17 protein-coding genes are annotated in these 18,467 nt (G+C 47.2%); 14 read left to right on the top strand and 3 right to left on the bottom strand.

The features are described 5' to 3' along the window. Positions 1–9 precede the first annotated feature (9 nt). Together proB and MKX30_RS02970 are read right to left on the bottom strand one after the other, a co-directional pair. Positions 10–1,215 (bottom strand): glutamate 5-kinase, encoded by a 1,206-nt coding sequence (gene proB, locus MKX30_RS02975; RefSeq protein WP_068941620.1) that lies wholly within the window; start codon positions 1,213–1,215, stop codon positions 10–12. Positions 1,216–1,456: 241 nt separating this feature from the next. Then, on the bottom strand, positions 1,457–2,638 hold the full coding sequence (locus MKX30_RS02970) for a pyridoxal phosphate-dependent aminotransferase (protein WP_068941622.1): 1,182 nt from the start codon (positions 2,636–2,638) through the stop codon (positions 1,457–1,459). A gap of 176 nt (positions 2,639–2,814) precedes the next feature. Between MKX30_RS02970 and MKX30_RS02965 the strand changes: the two genes are divergently transcribed. The 5 genes from MKX30_RS02965 (at position 2,815) to MKX30_RS02945 (ending at position 6,685) form a co-directional block, all read left to right on the top strand. Beyond that, complete coding sequence (locus MKX30_RS02965; protein ID WP_053325654.1) at positions 2,815–3,633, top strand: carbon-nitrogen family hydrolase; 819 nt, start codon at positions 2,815–2,817, stop codon at positions 3,631–3,633. 22 nt (positions 3,634–3,655) lie between these two features. Then, the gene (locus MKX30_RS02960; protein WP_075154382.1) at positions 3,656–4,936 is read left to right on the top strand and encodes a helix-turn-helix domain-containing protein; all 1,281 of its coding nucleotides are present in this window, start codon (positions 3,656–3,658) and stop codon (positions 4,934–4,936) included. Positions 4,937–5,170: 234 nt separating this feature from the next. After that, positions 5,171–5,590, top strand: a complete 420-nt coding sequence (locus MKX30_RS02955; protein ID WP_053325652.1) for a hypothetical protein — start codon at positions 5,171–5,173, stop codon at positions 5,588–5,590. Positions 5,591–5,661: 71 nt separating this feature from the next. Further along, a complete protein-coding gene (locus tag MKX30_RS02950; protein ID WP_053325651.1) occupies positions 5,662–6,462 on the top strand; it encodes a hypothetical protein in 801 nt (266 codons plus the stop codon). 82 nt (positions 6,463–6,544) lie between these two features. Next, positions 6,545–6,685 carry a hypothetical protein gene (locus MKX30_RS02945; RefSeq protein ID WP_023989112.1) on the top strand — a complete coding sequence of 47 codons (141 nt, stop codon included), beginning with the start codon at positions 6,545–6,547 and terminating at the stop codon, positions 6,683–6,685. A 339-nt stretch (positions 6,686–7,024) separates the two neighbouring features. Here MKX30_RS02945 and MKX30_RS02940 read toward each other — a convergent pair whose 3' ends face one another. Continuing rightward, positions 7,025–7,942: a LysR family transcriptional regulator gene (locus MKX30_RS02940; protein WP_023989111.1), complete on the bottom strand. Its 918-nt coding sequence runs from the start codon at positions 7,940–7,942 to the stop codon at positions 7,025–7,027. 274 nt (positions 7,943–8,216) lie between these two features. On the opposite strand from MKX30_RS02940, the gene MKX30_RS02935 reads away from it, so the two are divergent. From MKX30_RS02935 to hydE, 9 genes are all read left to right on the top strand, one after another. After that, entirely contained in the window at positions 8,217–9,818 is a 1,602-nt protein-coding gene (locus tag MKX30_RS02935; RefSeq protein WP_310166194.1) for an ABC transporter substrate-binding protein, read from the top strand. A 40-nt stretch (positions 9,819–9,858) separates the two neighbouring features. Beyond that, positions 9,859–10,821: an ABC transporter permease gene (locus MKX30_RS02930; RefSeq protein ID WP_268988437.1), complete on the top strand. Its 963-nt coding sequence runs from the start codon at positions 9,859–9,861 to the stop codon at positions 10,819–10,821. After that, entirely contained in the window at positions 10,818–11,684 is an 867-nt protein-coding gene (locus MKX30_RS02925) for an ABC transporter permease (protein WP_023989108.1), read from the top strand. The genes MKX30_RS02930 and MKX30_RS02925 overlap by 4 nt, the downstream gene beginning before the upstream one ends. Further along, entirely contained in the window at positions 11,669–12,442 is a 774-nt protein-coding gene (locus tag MKX30_RS02920) for an ABC transporter ATP-binding protein (RefSeq protein ID WP_048481509.1), read from the top strand. The genes MKX30_RS02925 and MKX30_RS02920 overlap by 16 nt, the downstream gene beginning before the upstream one ends. Continuing rightward, the gene (locus MKX30_RS02915) at positions 12,439–13,221 is read left to right on the top strand and encodes an ABC transporter ATP-binding protein (RefSeq protein ID WP_053325649.1); all 783 of its coding nucleotides are present in this window, start codon (positions 12,439–12,441) and stop codon (positions 13,219–13,221) included. The genes MKX30_RS02920 and MKX30_RS02915 overlap by 4 nt, the downstream gene beginning before the upstream one ends. Beyond that, positions 13,208–14,278 carry a pyridoxal-phosphate-dependent aminotransferase family protein gene (locus tag MKX30_RS02910; RefSeq protein ID WP_071558566.1) on the top strand — a complete coding sequence of 357 codons (1,071 nt, stop codon included), beginning with the start codon at positions 13,208–13,210 and terminating at the stop codon, positions 14,276–14,278. The genes MKX30_RS02915 and MKX30_RS02910 overlap by 14 nt, the downstream gene beginning before the upstream one ends. Beyond that, positions 14,268–15,407: an amidohydrolase family protein gene (locus MKX30_RS02905; RefSeq protein ID WP_071558567.1), complete on the top strand. Its 1,140-nt coding sequence runs from the start codon at positions 14,268–14,270 to the stop codon at positions 15,405–15,407. Before MKX30_RS02910 ends, MKX30_RS02905 begins: the two co-directional genes overlap by 11 nt. Before the next feature lie 117 nt (positions 15,408–15,524). Beyond that, on the top strand, positions 15,525–17,141 hold the full coding sequence (locus tag MKX30_RS02900; protein ID WP_071558568.1) for an alkaline phosphatase: 1,617 nt from the start codon (positions 15,525–15,527) through the stop codon (positions 17,139–17,141). A gap of 256 nt (positions 17,142–17,397) precedes the next feature. Further along, on the top strand, positions 17,398–18,450 hold the full coding sequence (gene hydE / locus MKX30_RS02895) for a [FeFe] hydrogenase H-cluster radical SAM maturase HydE (protein ID WP_257791715.1): 1,053 nt from the start codon (positions 17,398–17,400) through the stop codon (positions 18,448–18,450). The last annotated feature ends 17 nt before the right edge of the window (positions 18,451–18,467 follow it).

Genomic DNA, 18,467 nt, shown 5'->3' with positions numbered 1-18,467 from the left:
ACGGCCTCCCTACATACATAATGTAATCCATTCATCCCTGTGGATCACCTCAAGCCGGTGAATGGGACCGATTTTGCCCACAACCTCGCCGCTGGATAATCCTTGTACAATTCGGAGCTGTGCATCGTCATAATTGACGATGCCGCGTCCTAAAACTTTATTTTCCGGTCCGAGCACCTCAACGACATCTCCGGCATGAAAGCTGCCTTCGACACGTCGTACGCCAACCGGAAGTAGACTGTGTCCTCCGTGAACCAACGCTTCCTCGGCCCCTTCGTCTACATGCACCGCGCCCAGAGGGGTGGACATAAATCCAAGCCACTGTTTTTTCATCGGAAGTGAAGAGAGGTGAGTGTCAAAATAAGTTCCCGGTCCGTGTCCTTCGACGGCTGCGTTTAGATCGCCATTCGCGCTTACACGTCCCACATATACAGGCACACCGCCGCGTGTAGCGACTTTGGCAGCTTCGATCTTGGATCGCATGCCGCCAGTACCTACAGATGATCCAGAACCTCCAGCTAATGCATAAATCTCCTCTGTAATTTCCTCGATACGTTCAAAACGTACGGCATTCGGATGCTTGCGCGGATCTGCCGTATATACGCCATCGGTGTCCGTAATGATAATTAGATGCTGCGCTTTGACCAGATTGGCAACCAGCGCGGACAGCATATCATTATCGCCGAATTTCAATTCGTCAATCGATACAGTATCATTTTCGTTGAAGATCGGGATAACCTGCTGGCGCAGCAATTCTTCTACGGTCATTCCGGCATTATTCATCCGTTTGCGGCTCAAAAAGTCACTACGGGTCAGTAGAACCTGCGCGATCACTAGGTCAAAATCTTTAAAAGCCTGCTCATAGGCCTGCATGAGAAGGGCTTGGCCAACAGCCGCTGCCGCTTGCTTTTCATGTAGTAGCTTAGGGCGAAACGGGTACCCAATCTCTCTGAATCCGGCGGCTACTGCACCTGATGTAACCAGCAGCACTTCATGACCTTTTGCACGTAGCAAGCTGATTTCCCGGGCAAAATAAGCGATGGCTTCCCGATTCAAGCCACCTTCCACTCCAGTTAGAGAGCTGCTTCCGATTTTAATGACGATTCGTGTTGACAAGACGTCCACTTCCTTAATTTTACTCTTTTTAATGCAAAAAAACTTCCATCCTTTGTATGCAAAGGACGAAAGTTTGTGCTTCCGCGGTACCACCTTCATTGATGATTCATGATCATCCCACTTGAAACCTGTTAACGGCAGGGACCGCCTGATTGCGCAGGGCGCTCGGGGATAGGAGTTGGGAGAGAGTCCAGGTAAATTCTTGCAGCCTATCGGAATTTACTCTCTGAACAGGACCGAGTCTCTCTTAATAGTCCCTTCAACGCGCTAAATGATATTGGATACAGAATACCACGAAAAGACCAGGTTTGGCAAAGAAGTTGTAGCTGGAAAATACGGCTTAACCAAACAGGTTTAGCTTGCCAATTCGATCAGCTGCCTCGGTCAGTCGAGCTTCTGAGCTCAGCAGTCCCGCTCGCACATATCCTTCGCCGCCACTCCCGAAGCCAATCCCTGGAGCGACAGCCACCTTGGCTTCCCGCAACAACAGATCGGCAAAAGAAGTGGAAGTATAGCCCTGCGGCACAGGCAACCAACTGAAAAAGGAGCCGCTTGGGCGGGTCGCCTTCCAGCCTATTTGCCCAAGTGCATCATAAAAAGCGTTACGGCGTGATTCATAGCGGGCTACCAGCTCGCCTACGCAGTTCTGCGAGGCCGTCAAGGCTGTCGCCGCCGCTGCCTGAATGCCGCCAAACAAGCTTACATAAATATGATCCTGTAGGAGATTAATCATCGAGATGATTTCGGCATTACCGAGCGCGAAACCAACACGCCAGCCCGCCATATTGTACGTTTTGGACAAGGTATAGAACTCAATCCCCACCTCTTTAGCACCCTCAGCCTGTAGGAAGCTTACCGGACGTTCGCCATCAAATCCAATAGCGCCATAGGCGAAATCACTGGCAACTACAATACCGTTACGTTGCGCGAATTCAACTGTATCCTCGTAAAAGGAAAGTGGAGCCGTTGCCGAGGTTGGATTATTCGGATAGTTAAGGAACATTAACTTGGCGCGGCGGCGGTCTTCCTCGGAAATGGCTTCATAATCGGGCAGAAAACGGTTCTCTTCTTTTAATGGGAGAAAAGACATTTCCGCTTTAGCCAAGGCTACACCAGACCAGTAGTCCGGGTAGCCGGGATCAGGGACGAGACACACATCCCCGGGATTGAGTAAGACTTGCGGCAGCTGAACCAAACCCGTTTTTCCGCCAAACAGGATGGCGACCTCGGTTTCAGGGTTGAGCGTCACACCGTAATCCTCCTGATAGCGCTGGGCAACGGCTTCCTTGAGAAAGCTGTAACCACGAAATGGCGAATATTTATGATACAGCGGATTATCCGCTGATTCCTGCAAAGCTTTTACAATATGAGAAGGAGTGGGAGTGTCGGGGTTCCCCTGTCCAAGATTAATGACATCATGCCCCGCCGCGATTTCACGGTTTACATTTTGTACAAGTGTGGCAAAAAATTGAGTGGGTAACTGTTTCATGACGTCAGCGGAGGGAATAGAAAAATGAGTCATCAATTCACACGACCTTTTGGAATAGTTTAAGAAATAATCTATCACGATTTTACCGAGTTGTATAGGAGGAATTAAGCTTGCATGGTTGCGTAATCCAGACTGATCGGGCTATGATGGGAGAAAATACCGGACAATGGGTCGCGGGAAGCTCTGGCTCACAAGGAGGATGAAGGATTTTGACGTATCAGGAAGCTCAGCCGTTCAGTGTTGCACTCATACAAGCTCACATAGAGATAGGAAATCCCCCGGAAAACCGCAGTCATATCCGAGCTTTAATGGAACAAGCGATGAAAGTCGAACTGAAGCCGGATCTGATTGTCCTGCCGGAAATGTGGAACACAGGCTATGCCTTAGATCGCATTCATGAGCTGGCGGACAAGGAAGGGACGGAGACTCGGGCATGGATAGCAGCATTCGCTGCCACCCATGAAGTGAACGTAGTAGCTGGGTCGATCGCAGAGAAAAAAAGCGACGGTCATGTGTATAATACGATGCTCGTTTTTGACCGAACAGGCAGAGAGGTTGCTTCGTATTCCAAGATTCATCTATTCCGACTTATGGATGAAGAAAAATATTTGCAGCCTGGCGAAGAAAAGGTTTTATTCGCACTGGATGGCGGGATTCGGGCAGGTGCGTCGATCTGCTATGATATTCGTTTTCCTGAACTAGCCCGTAGTTTGGCCCTGTCGGGCGCAAATTTGCTGATCGTACCCGCAGAATGGCCTCATCCCCGGCTTCATCACTGGCGTACCTTGCTAACCGCACGTGCTATAGAAAATCAAATGTATGTCATTGCTTGTAACCGGGTAGGTCGCAGCGGAGATACTGATTTCTTCGGGCATTCGCTTATTATTGATCCATGGGGAGAAATCATTGCTGAGGGCGGAGAGCAGGAGGGGATCATCACAGGAACGATTGAGTCTGCCTTAGTGCAGGACGTACGTGGTCGTATTCCGGTGTTTGAAGATCGGCGTCCCTCACTGTATGACCGATAATCAGTGTAGAAAGGAATACTCCATGCTTAAGGAACGCATTGAATTTTTGTGTAAAAAGAAAAATCTGTCCCGTAAAGAGCTGGTAGACGGGCTGGTGACACCAGCACATTTTGCAAATATACTGGCTGACCGTTACCCGTTGGCAGAGGATTTGGCCGAGCAAATTGCTGGGCGTTTAGGTGTAAACCCATCCTACCTCTTGCGTGCAGCGGCAGAGGATGAGGAGACGCTGGCTACAGCGGATAAGATTTTCACAGAGCTGTCCAAGCTGGCTAATCCTGCCACGGAAAGCTATGTGGATCTACTGGAGGATCGCAACGATTCGCTTGTGGTGGAAATGACGACTTATTTGATGAAGGCCGTTTATTATCAGCAATTAAATGACCCAACGGCCTATGAATATTTACATCAAACCTATTTGAATTTTTATTTGGAGAAGTTTGGTCGTTCGGATGAGGTGGAGCTGCCCGCACCGCTAAAAAAAGCAATTTTATTTTATAAAATCCAGTATTTTCGCTCGAAAAATCATTATTATGATGTGCTGAATAACGTTACGCAGCTAAGCCGTCTAGTGGAAGAGGGGACGGAAAACTGGCTGAATGCGCAAAACATTATGATGGAGGCCTGTATTCAGGTCAAGCAATTTGATCAGGCGAAGCAGGTATTCGAGCAGACGATGCGCAGGGTGTATGATGATCGGCTTTTTCACCGTTTGACGGGTCTGTATGTGGCTTACAGCGGATATTGTTTTGCCATGGGTTCTGTGCAGGAAGCACTGTTAACGCTCTCTATGGCTGAGGCCAATTTGGTCTATTTAGAAAATGCGGCAGATATGCTCACGACCATTCTGAACAACCGGATTATTATGCTGACATCGATTGGCGAGCTGGATAAGGCTTTGGAGGAAGTAGCGCGTTTTGAAGCGCTGGTGAGCCGGGAGCGGGAGGAAATGCAGCAGATGATGCTGCCCGTTACGCTAATTTATCGCTGTGAGATTGCGTTTGCGCGAAAAAATTGGGGGCTTCTCTCACAGCATTTGGATCAACTGCGTAAAAAAAATCTGACAACAGATCAGCAAATGGGGCTTGATTTTTATGAGAGCCAACTGGCGCTTGCCCAAGGGAATCAGGACGCCTTTTGGATGCATGCCTTGCAATGCTTGCCTTATTTTGAAGCTCTCCAGCATCCAGCGCGGCTTGAACAGTTATATGAAACGCTGGCAGTTGTGTCCGAGGACAGTCGTCGTTATAAAGAATCATCGGCGTATTATCGCAAATTGGTCTATCTTATGCGTAAAAAATAGCCTGAATTCACTCGTTTTTTACAAAACTATCGGATGATCGTGCGAAAGATTACTCCAAAGTGCGCAAAATTTTGTGTAAACCGTCCCAGAGTTCAAAATAAACCGGAAAAGTACAGGTTAAAGCTCCTGTTTTTTCGGTTTTTTTGTATGCGCCAAAACGTATTGTGATGCCATATAACCTCTTTTATACTGAATTCATAAGGAACGACAATACAAAATACGAGGTGCAACCACATGATGAACTTATTCGGGAAAAAGAAAAAACAGCAGGATGCGATAGAACAAGCAGATCAACTGATGAATAAAGGCCTGTCAGGATTATTTATGAAAGGTTTGGTACCCAAAGAGCATCGGGAACAGATTAACCAAAGCCTAAACTCGGCAAGACAAGCTCAAACGGCGGCTAACGGTGGTTTGGCGATGGCAGCGACTGCGGTTGTTATTTCGGTAACAGATACCGGGAAGCTCGTGAATTTTGATCCGATTGTGGTGCTAATGCTAGATGTGACAGAAGTAAACGGTAATCGATATCCAAAAACGTTGGAAACGCTCGTATCCAAGCTGCAAATTCCGCGACCTGGAGATACGGTGGGTCTGGGGAGCAATCCGGTAAATCCATCAGAGCTGATTTATATGGGTCTGGTGACAGTGTAAATGAGCAGGTCGTTTCACCTTTCTTGCTGACATATAATTTGAACAGATGATTGAAAAAGGGGTTTTGGAGGATGAAAGGATTTTTGAGTATGATCGGGGTACTTATGGTGTTTGGTGTAGGCTTCTCACCATTTTTGGCTAACTATTTATGGGATGATCCATTTGTGATTATGGATGCCCCGTGGTATAGGCCGTTAATTTATATAGGCTTTGCGCTTATTTTTCTACCTGGAATTTTAGGTGTGTTTTTTGAAGGCGGTAAGGTTAAGAAGGGTGTTCCTGGGGTTGGGATTATTACAAGTGTTCAGCTAACAGGGACTTATGTAAACAATCAGCCGCAGGTAAAGCTCGGGTTGACCGTAACCAAACATGGAGAAGACAAATATGATACTGCTTTGACGACGATTATTCCTTTGACTTCCATGGCTCAATTTCAGCCAGGCTCGATCATTCCGTTGGTCGTATCGGAGAAAGATAAACTGAAAGTAGGACTTGACCTGAAAGGGCAGGTGTCGCAGACGGATTTACAAGCGTTAATGAATGAGCAAATGGTCAAGCAGGGCGTATCGCCTGAGCTGATGGAAATTGCCAAAACCGGTGAGCAGGCATATGCGAAAGTGCTGGATGTCACACCCATGGGGGAAGCAGGACCTAATAAAATTAAGCTTCAATTTACGCTGAGTGTTACGAAAAACAACGGCGATACATTTAATGTAACCACGCAAAAGGTTGTTTTTTCTTCCCAACTATCCAAGCTGCAGCAGGGAAGTATTATAGAGGTCATTTATTCACCTCAAGATCCTTCGAAATTGGTCTTTAAAACACAAGTGAGTGAAGCCGAGGTACAGCAAGCATTTGGTTCTTCTCGATAATAAAAAAGTTTTCTGATACCTGTTTCAGATACAGCACATAGGTGTATTATAATAGTATCCCGACACCAGGAGGTTGATAACGATGGATAACCAAAGTAGATCCGAACTGGCGAATAGGGATGGCCTGTCACGGCCGAGAGGCTTAAATAGACAGGTTGTCGGAAACAATTATGAAATGGGCTATGATCAGGATAAAAGTCCACCAGATTTAGGGAGACCCTGATCACAAAAAGGCGAGGACAGGCACTTTGGGATCACACAGCACATTGGAACTGAGGTAGGACATTCTTGGGAGACCAAGGCTAGAGACCTTAAGGAAAGAAGTGATGCGGGATGGATAAAGTGGAGTTTCCGAGCAAGCGTAAAGTAATCAGGCGAGGCTGACATGAAATTCAAATGAACATGAAATGTGGTTCGTTAAAGACAGATGGAAGCAACATCGCAACAGTGTAATCGAACCCGTAAAGTAAATGAAGTATTGAAAGCATAGGGGCGAAGCCCCGGGACCGTCTTCTTCTCTGGCTTTGGCTGAGGAGGAAGACGGTCCTTTTCACATTTGAAGCTACTTTTGAGAAAGTTGCTCGACCGTTTCTCGGAAGGTATCAATAAAGGCTTCGGCAGCTTTAGACAAATAACGTCCGTTTCGGTAGGCAATGGCTAGGGTACGGCTAGGGGTAGGTTCGGCGAGTGGCAATAATGCTGGAACAAACTCGCTGCTGGCGGCCCGGGCGATAAAACGGGGGACGAGTGTCACTCCCATACCTGTCGCTACAAGCGATTGGAGCGTCTCCATATTAGTGCTCTCAAACACCACATTGGGTTCAAAGCCAGCTTGATGACACAAATCCATCGTCAGCTTGCGAAAGCCTTGCCCTTTTTTCAGAACGACAAAAGGCTCATCTTTCAGTTCTTCCATATGCACAGGCTTCGGATGGTCTCCGTTTTTACGCAGGGCTAGGGGGTGACCTGGAGGAACGGCAAGATCAATCCACTCTTCACCGATCGGCACATAGGAAAGTGTAGGTTCTACTAATGGAAGAGATAGCAGGCTGAGATCTGTATCCCCACTGGCAGTTTTTTTCTCCAAATTCATGGATGAATCCTCGACCAACACGATTTCAATGTCCGGATGAGCTTTCTTGAATACAGGCAGCACATGCGGCAGCAAATGAGAACCTGTGATGGGCATACTGCCAACCACAACCTTCCCTTTTCGCAGTTGAGAAATGTCGTCCATTTCCTGCCGGAGCTGCTCAACTGCATCGACTATTTTTTTTGCCTTTTCCACAAAGCTTGCTCCTGCATGTGTTAATTCCACCGTGCTGGTGTTGCGTTGAAATAGAAGTACCCCAAGTTCTTTTTCCAGTTTGGACAATTGTTGGCTCAAAGAGGGCTGAGCAATATGCAGTTTTTCTGCTGCGCGTGAGAAGTTTTTTTCCGCTGCAATTTGCAGGGTGTATTGAAGTTGTCTGAATTCCATCGAGTTTTAAACCCCTTTTATATACGCTTTTATAATGGTTGTCGTCTTATAAGCTTTACCTATTACTTCATAGACTTATTATACAATAATATAATGAAATTCCCAATCCCATATGAACTCCATGTGTTCACAAGCTGGAAAATCCCTATGTTTACTTTTATCTTTGATTTTATAAATTATGGTATTTAATTCTGTTTGACATGGCAAATGGGTTCATCCATAATATTATTCATATTAAAACAATATGTTTTATTGGAGAAAAGGGGAAAATGAGATGTCCAAACTTATTGTATCTTTTAGGAAACCGTTTTTGGTTGGATCTTTAGCATTTCTTTTATTGGTTCTCGTGGCAGGATGCTCCGGCTCCAAAAATGATGCAGATAAAAATACAAACGCAACTAACCCAAGCACAACCGCTGATCAACCCGCGGAAGGGGGAACCTTTACATATGGCCGCCCGGCTTCCGTAACCTCGTTTGATTTGCATAATCAGATTACATCAAATAATGCTTTTGCTATCGACAAAGTATTTGAGCCGCTGGTTGCCTTTAACGGTGATGGAAAAATTGTGGATTGGCTTGCGGCGTCGCACAATATTAGCGCGAATGGATTAACCTATACTTTTGTTTTACGCGATGGCTTGAAATTTTCAGACGGCAAAGGAGTTACTGCCGAGGACGCGGTTTTTTCAATTCAGCGTCATTTGAATGTAGGAGGTCCTCTTGCAATAGCGGCACAGGTGGCTTCGCTTTCGGCTCAAGATGAAAAAACACTTGTAATTAAGCTTAAAGCGCCGTATACGCCGTTTATTTCTGAACTCTCAAATTTCTCCAATGGCATCCTTCCAAAGGATTTTGGCGGTGTCTCGGAAAAAGAATTCTTTAAGAATCCGGTCGGTACCGGTCCCTTCGTCGTTAAGAAATGGGATTCTGCCGGTGATCTTACTTTCAGCAAAAATAAATACTATTGGCAGAAAGGCAAGCCATATATCGATGAACTTGTCTACAAGCTCATTGAAGATGACAGCCAAGCGATTAACCAGCTGAAGGCTGGCGCGATAGACGCTATTGAGTCTGTAGCTCTTGAAAATGTAAATGAATTAAAACAAGGAACTGATACCAAAGTGGCGACCAATGGAAGCTGGGTGACAGAGCAATTGTTCTTCAATACCCTGGACGAGCATTTTTCGGATGTGCACGTTCGCCGTGCGTTGGCGTTGGCACTTGACCGTAATGGATTGACCAATGCGGTTACCTTTGGTTTCGCAAAGCCAGCCAATTCGCTTTTGCCGCCAGCCATTCCCTACAACACGAACGATACGATTAAAGCGCTCAGCTTTGATACGAACGCTGCCAAAGCAGAGCTTGCAAAATCAAAGTTCCCTAATGGGTTTTCTACAAAATTGCTCATTGCCTCTGGTAACAACTCAAGAACTCAGGAGGCACAGATTATTCAGGCGGCCGCCAAAACGATCGGCATAGACATTCAAATCGAATCTGTTGAGTTGGCCTCATTTCGCGAGCGTTTCTTTGCCTATGACTTTTCGGCAATGATCAACAGCGGACAGGCGGATTCTCCAGAAGCCAACTCGATCCTCGCTTTCCAGACAGATCCGGAAGGCTTTAGCAAGTCGTACTGGACTCATTACACGAACAATGAAGTTACCAAGCTCCTGCACGAGGGGCAAAAAACACCTGATGGGGAAAAACGTGCGGGAATTTACGCCAAGCTTCAACAAATCCTTGCAGACGAGGTACCTTACATCCCGCTTTATTATCCGGATATTCTGAAAGGTGTTCGTTCTTCCATTGATGGCCTGGTCGTGCTTCCCAATAACAGCGCTCGTTTTGAAGATGTACGTGTGAAAGGTAATTAGATCCTTGACGGCCCACAATTTATTTAAAAAGTCTTCCGGATTGTCTGCAAATCTAACTTCCCCACACAAATGGCTTGTGCGCGCTATGATAAGAGCGGCATCAGTAGTCATCTGTGTGGTGGTGGCAGTCTTCTTCATCATAAGGCTGGTGCCGGGAGACCCCGCCAAAATGATTCTGGGGGAATACGCCACAGCTGAGGCTATTGAGAGTATGCGCCATAGGTTGGGGCTGGATCGTTCTCTTTGGGAGCAGTTTATAGGCTTTGTGCACAATTTCTTTACACACGGTGATACCGGCGTTTCGATTGTTTTTGAGACTTCTTCAAGAGAGTTGATTGCAGAGCGGGCCCCTGTGACGCTGCTGCTCATTGCAATGACCTGTCTTTTTTCCATCATTGTTTCGCTGGTGCTGGCCACCCTTGCGGCAACACATAAAGACGGACTGCTTGACCACATTATACGCATCTTGCCTGCTGTAACGCTCGGTATGCCGATTTTTTGGGTTGGACTGCTACTGATTCTGGTATTTAGCGTTCGGCTTCGCTGGTTCCCCGTTGGGGGAGTCGGCGAGGGCTGGCTTGGAATCTTGTACAGTCTCGCCCTTCCTGCGATCACTGTCGGATTGTCGCAAATTCCCTCGCTTGTTCGTTCTTTAAGAGCGCAGATGCTGGAAGTGCTGGAATCTGATTTTGTTGTAACCTTGAAGGCAGCGGGAATCCCCGGCCGGGTTATATTGGTAAAGCATGTCCTGCGCAATTCCGCTCTTCCCGCTCTTATGCTGCTTGGCGTAAACATTGCCTACCTGATGGGCGGCACGTTGGTAATTGAACAGGTTTTTGGCCTCAAGGGTATCGGAAGCCTGTTATTTTCAGCCATTTCAAACCGGGATTTTCCTGTTATACAGGGGATTGCTCTTTATTGTGCGATATCTGTGGTCATCATCGGCTTCGTGATTGAGGTTGCTTCTGGGTATCTTGATCCCAGGACGAAAGGAGAACAATGAAACGCACGCAATTAGATCTTCAGATTCAGAAGGCGGGTCATAGCAACCGCTCTTGGGGAAAAATACTAAATACTCCATCTCTTTTATGGGGCAGTATTATGTTTGCGTTACTCATAGGTATTGCAGTGTTCGCACCGGTTATTAGCCCCTACCAGCCTTCTGATCAAAATATTTCGGCAACTTTACAACCCCCGTCCTTCGAACACTGGCTGGGAACCGATCAACTGGGGCGTGATTTGTTTACACGGCTGATCTATGCCGCACGGACTGATTTGAAGATTATGGTGCTGGCGGAGATCATCCCTTTTTGTATGGGGGTGTTTCTGGGAATGCTTGCCGGGTATTATGGTAAATGGGTAGATACGGTTATCACGCTTTTGACCGATACGTTTATTGCGTTCCCTTTTTATTTGATTGTAATTATAGTGGCGTTTGCAAGCGGTACGGGTGAACAGGGGATATACATTACATTTGTCCTGGTTGGCTGGATTGTATACGCGCGCGTGGTCAAGGGTCTTAGCGCATCGTTTCGCAAGCAGGAATGGATAGCCGCTGCAAAAACTCTGGGAATCCCGGATATTAAAATCATACTGCGCCATCTTCTGCCGAATGTGTTACCGCAAGCGGTGGTAGTGCTTATGACGGACATGGCTGTTCTGCTTGTAGCCATTGTTACGCTAGGCTATCTAGGTATCGGCATTGCGCCGCCAACTCCGGATTGGGGAACTATGATTTCTGATGGGCAGCCCTTTATATCTACTAAGTGGTGGCTTTCAGCAATCCCAGGCTTTGCGGTAGTATATACAGGGATAGCCTTATCCCTTGTGGGCGATGGGCTAGCAGATATATGGAGAAGAAAATGAATGCTATGAATCCAATTTTAGAAGTGGAAAATTTGTCGCTCGCGACGCAATCGAATCATAAATTGGTCACTAATGTGAGTCTCAAAGTTGAAGCGGGCGAAAGTATAGGACTTGTGGGGGAATCCGGATCTGGAAAATCGCTCACGCTTCGCTCCATCATAGGGTTGCTTCCCTCCGGTATTGAACAAGTTGGCGGGCATATTAGGAGCAATGGCAGATGCGCAATGATTTTTCAAGACCCGATAAGGGCACTTGACCCTCTCTGCCCGGTGGCCCGGCAGCTTGCCGAGGTTGTGTACTACAGGCAGAAGGTGAGTCGGAAGGTCGCGCGCACAATAGCTTTGGAACTGCTTGAAATGCTCGGTCTTCCCGATTCCTTAAAGCATACTGACCGTTACCCCCGCCAGCTTTCAGGCGGCCAGTGTCAACGTATTGTTATTGCGATGGCTTTGGCGTGCAAGCCGGGCATCCTTCTTTGTGATGAGCCAACAACTGCGCTTGACGTAACGGTTCAACGGCAAATACTTGACGTTATTTCACGTCTTCAAAAGGAGTTGGGTTTTGCCATGGTGTTTGTTACGCACAATCTTGCCGTAGCTGCTTCGATGTGCTCAAAGCTTTGCGTTATGAAAGAGGGAAGAATCATAGAGCGGGGAGACACTTTGCCCCTTTTACAAAACCCGCAAAATCCGTATACACAGTTGCTGATAAGCTCAGTGCTTCCTCTCCCGGATCTTGAAAGGAGCGCGGATTTATGAAAACAGCCTTGCGGATAGAAAATATAACGGTTGCTTATGGTAAGTTCACCGCGCTTGATCAAGTAAGCCTGGAGCTGCAGGAGCGTACCACGCTTGGTCTTGTGGGAGAATCGGGTTCAGGAAAGTCTACCCTCGCGCGGGTAATAGCCGGGCTGATCGCCCCGGATGAGGGCCGGATCATGCTGGGTTCTCAGGTTCTGGGCAAGCGACGGAGCCGGGAGCAGCATAAAAGAATACAAATGGTTTTTCAAAACCCGGATTCCTCGCTAAATCCAAAGCATACGATCAGGCAAATCCTTGCCGAAGCCTTACTTTTTCACAAGATTGTTGACCGAGCTCAAGTGGACAAGAAATGTAGGGAACTGCTTACACGTGTTCACATCGATGAAAGCGCCCTTGGCAGATTCCCTCACGAATTTTCCGGCGGTCAGCGTCAGCGAATAGCAATTGCCCGCGCATTAAGCGTTGAGCCAAGCATACTTATCGCAGATGAACCAACGAGCGCACTGGATGTTTCGGTACAACGGAGTATGCTTGAACTGTTGAGCACACTCAAATCGGAGCTTAATCTTACGATGCTTTTTATCTCTCATGACTTGGGAGTTATAAATGCCATAAGCGATATTGTTGCTGTAATGCGGCAGGGGAAGCTGGTTGAGATCAACCCCAAGGAGAAATTCTTTTCTCGTCCTGAAACGCCTTATAGCCGTGAGCTTTTGTCCGCTGTTCCTAAAATGCCAATATCCCATTCTGCAGGAGGTATTTATGAGTCAAAATAATAAAGGATTTGTACCTCTTACAATATCGGAGTTTGATACGCTAACTAACTTGCTCTCCAAACTCCTGTCCACCCAAGAATCCCCGGTAATCATACCGGGCGAGGCGATCCTGGGAATTGAAGCCATAGCAGCAGGCATATCTGCGCCCGACCGTAAAATTCTAAACATTGTGACAGGTCCATATGGAACGATTTTTGGTAACTGGCTTGCGCGTGGCGGAGCAGAAGTCATCGAACTCAAAACATCTTTTGATGATGTGGTAACTGTAGATGAAGTCGCCGCAGCGATTGAGCGATATAACCCATGTGCGCTTTCTTTTGTGCAGGCGGAAGTGGTCACAGGAGGCTCTAATCCAACAAGGGAAATCATGGAGCTTGCGCGTAGATCAAACATTATAACCGTGATAGATTCAGTTTCTGCAATCGGGGGCGAACCGGTGCTCATGGACGAGTGGGGAATTGATTTTGTAGCTGTAGGGGCGCAAAAAGCACTATCCGGGCCTAACGGGATCAGCGCTGTGGGGATTTCTCCCCGTGGCTGGGAGTTTCTGGCCTCCAACAAAAATGCGCCGCGCAATTCCATACTGTCTTTGCTTGACTTAAAGCGTTCCCCTAATCATGTGACGCCCGTGCGAGTTCCTGCCAACATCCCTGTTTTGGAAGCCCGTGCGCTTATAGAGTCATTAAAGCTTATTGAGAAAGAAGGTCTGGAAGCAGTCAACCGCCGCCATCGCTTAACTACATCTGCTGCAATTGCTGGCATTAAAGCCTTGGGCCTTGAACCGTGGCAGCGGAATAAAGATAGCTACTCAACGTTGACTACAACGGTTCGGATTCCTCAAGGCGGTAATTTCAATATCGAACAGCCCATAGGCATTGTCGCACCCGGAGATGGAGAATTGCATAATAAACTCTTACGCATTAACCATTTTGGGGCGAAGGCAAATCAACAAAGCGTTGAAGAAGCTATCCAAACGCTTGCTGAGCTTGTACATCAAGACCCTTATCATGCGCTTGCCGCCCAAAGGTTAATTTGGGGGAATGAAGATGGAAAATAAAATTCAAAAAGAGTTAACCTATAAAAATATATTTGTGGCGGGGATTGATGGGAAACGATTTGATATAACAATCACCAATGGTCGTTTTTCGTCCATTGCAGAGTCCTTATCCTCGCATACTCAACAAAATGGTCCAGATGGCGACTTATGGATTAGCCCCGGCGTAATTGATCTTCATACGCATTTGGCATGGACGGATTTTAATCATACTGACCAGGAGAAGCGCGATGAACTGGAGATCGAAGTGATGCAGGCGCAAGCCTTTGAGGCTACTTTCCAGGCTGGAGTGACTTCAGTGCGTGATGCAGGTGGGCTTTTGCCAAGTACGGTGAAGCATATAGGTCAGCATTATAGCCAGCCTTTAAGAGTTTATACCAGTGGTGATATGCTTGGAGCCGGAGACGCACGAGGTCTTAAGCATTTGGAACGGCGGGTAACAGGAATTATTGATTCCGGGGCAAGCTGGATTAAAATTCTTGCAACGGGGGGACTAGGCTCGTCGCCAGATACAGTGCTGGACCCGATTTTTTCTGAGGAAGAATTCTCTTTAATTGTGCATAGCGCTCATGCACGCAACATAAAAGTCATGGTTCATACCTGGGGCGGACCTACTGTGGATTGGTCTATTGACGCTGGAGTGGAATCTATAGAGCATGGAATGTATTTGACCGAGGATCAAGCCAACCGGCTTGCGCAATCCAGGACAGCCTTTGTGCCTACTGCTTCCATCTATCGTATTGCTGCAGACCCGTCTGGAGTTCTTTCACTCGACAGGGAAATTTGTGATCGTGCCGCCCGCGCCGCCGAAGCCCACCCTAAAGCCGTTAGCTATGCCAAAAGAGCAGGCGTACGAATTGCGTTCGGTACAGATTTTGCCACACCTTCGTTACATGGACGTAACCTTGAGGAATTAGACACACTCATAGACTGTGGATTAACTCGAAAAGAGGCCTGGCAGGCTGCCACGGAGTTCGCCGCTGAAATTTTGGGATATGGGGACAGATTGGGACGTATAAAAGAAAACTACACAGCAGATACAATCCTTTTTAATGCTGATCCGTATAAGTCACAAAACGCCAAAGCACTCCGTGAAAGTATCGTATCGGTAATTCAGGGACAATTTGAGTGAGACCAATACTCCAGAGAGCATCTTTAATATAGTTAGACAATCCCCTTAACATTCTCCTGACAAAGTATGATTAGACTTAGTTCTGATTGTACAATAAAGTGTCTGGGAGGAAATTGAATGCTAAAATGTTGGGGGATACATACGAAAAAATCGGTGGCAGCACTCGTAGCGACTATGATGCTAGCAGTAAGCGGTGGGACGGCGATGGCAGTCGAAAAAGACACGTCGATTAAAAACGTAATTATTTTGATTCCAGACGGTATGGCTAATGACGCCACTGCACTGGCTAGATGGTACAAAGGATCTTCCTTAACGTTAGACAGCATGGCAAGCGGCATGGTGCGTACGCATTCTGCGGATGCTCCAATTGCCGATTCTGCTCCAGCGGGTACTGCTTTTGCCACAGGACATAAATCTCATACTGGGTATGTAGGTGTCCTTCCTGATGAAGCGACAATGCCCGGACAACAACCCATTGCAGCGGGTGACGCCAAAAAGCCTGTAGCTTCCATTCTTGAGGCTTCCAAGCTGGCAGGGAAATCGACTGGAATTATTGCGACTTCGGAGATTATGCATGCGACACCAGCTGATTTTACCGCACATTATCCTGATCGTAAAAATTATGATGCACTCAGCATGCAGCAAGCCTACAACGGGGTTGATGTAGTGTTAGGTGGAGGCGGCAAGTTTTTGGAGGCAGCAGGGCGTAAAGATGGCCAGGATTTGGTAGCCCAAATTAAAGATCAGGGTTATGACTTTGTCACGACACCTGAAGGGTTGAAAAATTCGACCTCCAGCAAGCTCTGGGGCAGCTTTTCTCCCGAAGCCCTTGCGTATAACCTGGATCGCGATGCATCCAAGGAACCTAGTCTGGCGGAAATGACATCGAAAGCCATTGATGTGTTGTCCAAAAACGATAAAGGCTTCTTCTTAATGGTAGAAGGCAGTAAAGTGGATTGGGCCGCCCATGCAAATGATCCAACCGGAATTATCAGTGACGTGCTTTCATTTGACGATGCAGTGAGAGTTGCTGTGGATTACGCCAAACAAAACCAAAATACAGTCGTCGTAGCAGTGACAGACCACGGAAATGGTGGATTGACGATTGGTAGCAGCGATACAACTAGCAATTATGATAAAACACCTTTAGCTTCTTTTATAGACCCGCTGAAAAAAGCGAAGCTGACGGGTGAGGGCTTGGAAGCCAAGCTGAATGCAGATCGCAGCAATATTAAAGAGGTGCTTTCCACATATTTTGGCATCACCGATTTGACAGACGAAGAAGTAAAAACCATTAAGGATGCCAAAGAAGGAAGCATGAACTATGCTGTCGGACCGATCATTAGCAAACGTGCGAATATTGGCTGGACTACAGGCGGACATACAGGAGGCGATGTCGTGTTGTACACGTATGCGCCGAACGGAGACCGTCCAACCGGTGTAATCGACAATACAGATGTTAATAAATATATGACACGTGTACTTGAACTGGATTTGGATACGGTCAGCAAGCAGCTTTTTATTCCTGCAAAAGCCGCTTTTGAAGCTAAAGGAGCCAAGTTTTCTGCGGACACGAAAGTTATTACAGTGACCAAAGGCAGTAACAAGCTGGAGCTTCCGGTATACAAAAATGTCGCTACGCTGAATGGTAAAAATACCACGCTCAACGGTGTAGTTGTATTTAACGGCGTTGATTATTTTGTACCCCAGCAGGCGATTGATTTGATTCAGTAATAAGCAGAACCATCGACAAGGGCTGTTTCTTCCATTAGAGGAAGAGACAGCTTTTTTGTGTGTTGATATAAATGTGTATTTTTTGGGGCAGAAGTTGGAGGAGGTTTTTATAAAATGGGATTTTTTGTGAAACTAATCACGTTACATCCTCTCCGATATTGCTAGAATAATACATGTACGGTACAAGCCGCTGATGATGTGAAGTCCGGATGGACGAGGGAAGAAGGGATGAGTCACGGACGAATTATTACTGCGTCTGGCTGACGGCAAGGAATGGACGCATACGGAAATGATGGAGCTGCTGACACGTCTGGATGATGAGCCAACGCTTCGGGCTCAACTGCGCCACCTGGCAGCTCGCACCAAATTGGAGCGCTATGGCAAAGGTGTTTTTTTACGGGGATTAATTGAATTCTCCAGTATATGTCGTCAGGACTGCATGTACTGTGGGCTGCGCGCTTCGAATAAACAGGCAGATCGTTACCGTTTGCAGCCGGAAGAAATTCTGGCCTGTTGTGCGGAGGGGTATGAACTCGGTTATCGGACCTTTGTGCTGCAAAGTGGGGAAGATTACTGGTTTACAGCAGCACGGCTGACGAAATTGATTCGCGAAATTAAAAGCCGTTTTGCGGATGTGGCGGTTACACTGTCCATCGGTGAACGGGATGATGAAACTTATGAGCAATTATACGAGGCGGGCGCGGACCGTTTTTTGCTGCGGCATGAGACAGCTTCCCCCCGTTTGTACGCCAAGCTGCATCCGACGATGACGATGGAAAGCAGGCGCAGCCGTCTGCTGGCTTTGCAACGAATCGGCTTTCAGATCGGGGCCGGATGTATGGTGGGGTTACCAGGACAAACGAATAGTGAATTAGCAGACGATTTGGTCTATCTGCACAGCCTATCACCAGATATGATCGGGATTGGCCCCTTTTTACCGCATAGCAACACGCCGCTTCGGGATGCCAGTCAGGGGAGTATGGAAAAGGCACTCGATATTATTTCGTTATCCCGATTGGTCGTTCCAGATGCACTTATTCCGGCGTCCACGGCAATGGGAACGATTCATCCCCAAGGCAGGGAGAAGGCGCTTCAGGCAGGGGCAAATGTGGTGATGCCCAATTTGTCGCCACTAGCGGTGAGACCTAAGTATGCGATTTATGAGAATAAAATATGTTTGGGCGATGAGTCTGCCCAATGTCGACATTGCTTGGAGCTGCGGATCCGTGGAGCGGGATTTGAAGTCGATATGGGGCGTGGCGATAGTTTGAGGGTGCAACGACAGCTTATGAGACAGGAAACTTTGTGAGGCCATAACGGAAACAT

Source organism: Paenibacillus sp. FSL P2-0173, from assembly GCF_038008045.1.
Taxonomy (GTDB): Bacteria; Bacillota; Bacilli; order Paenibacillales; family Paenibacillaceae; genus Paenibacillus; species Paenibacillus polymyxa_B.
The sequence above is the reverse complement of the archived record's forward strand: the minus strand, read 5'-3'. Positions and strand labels throughout refer to the sequence as shown.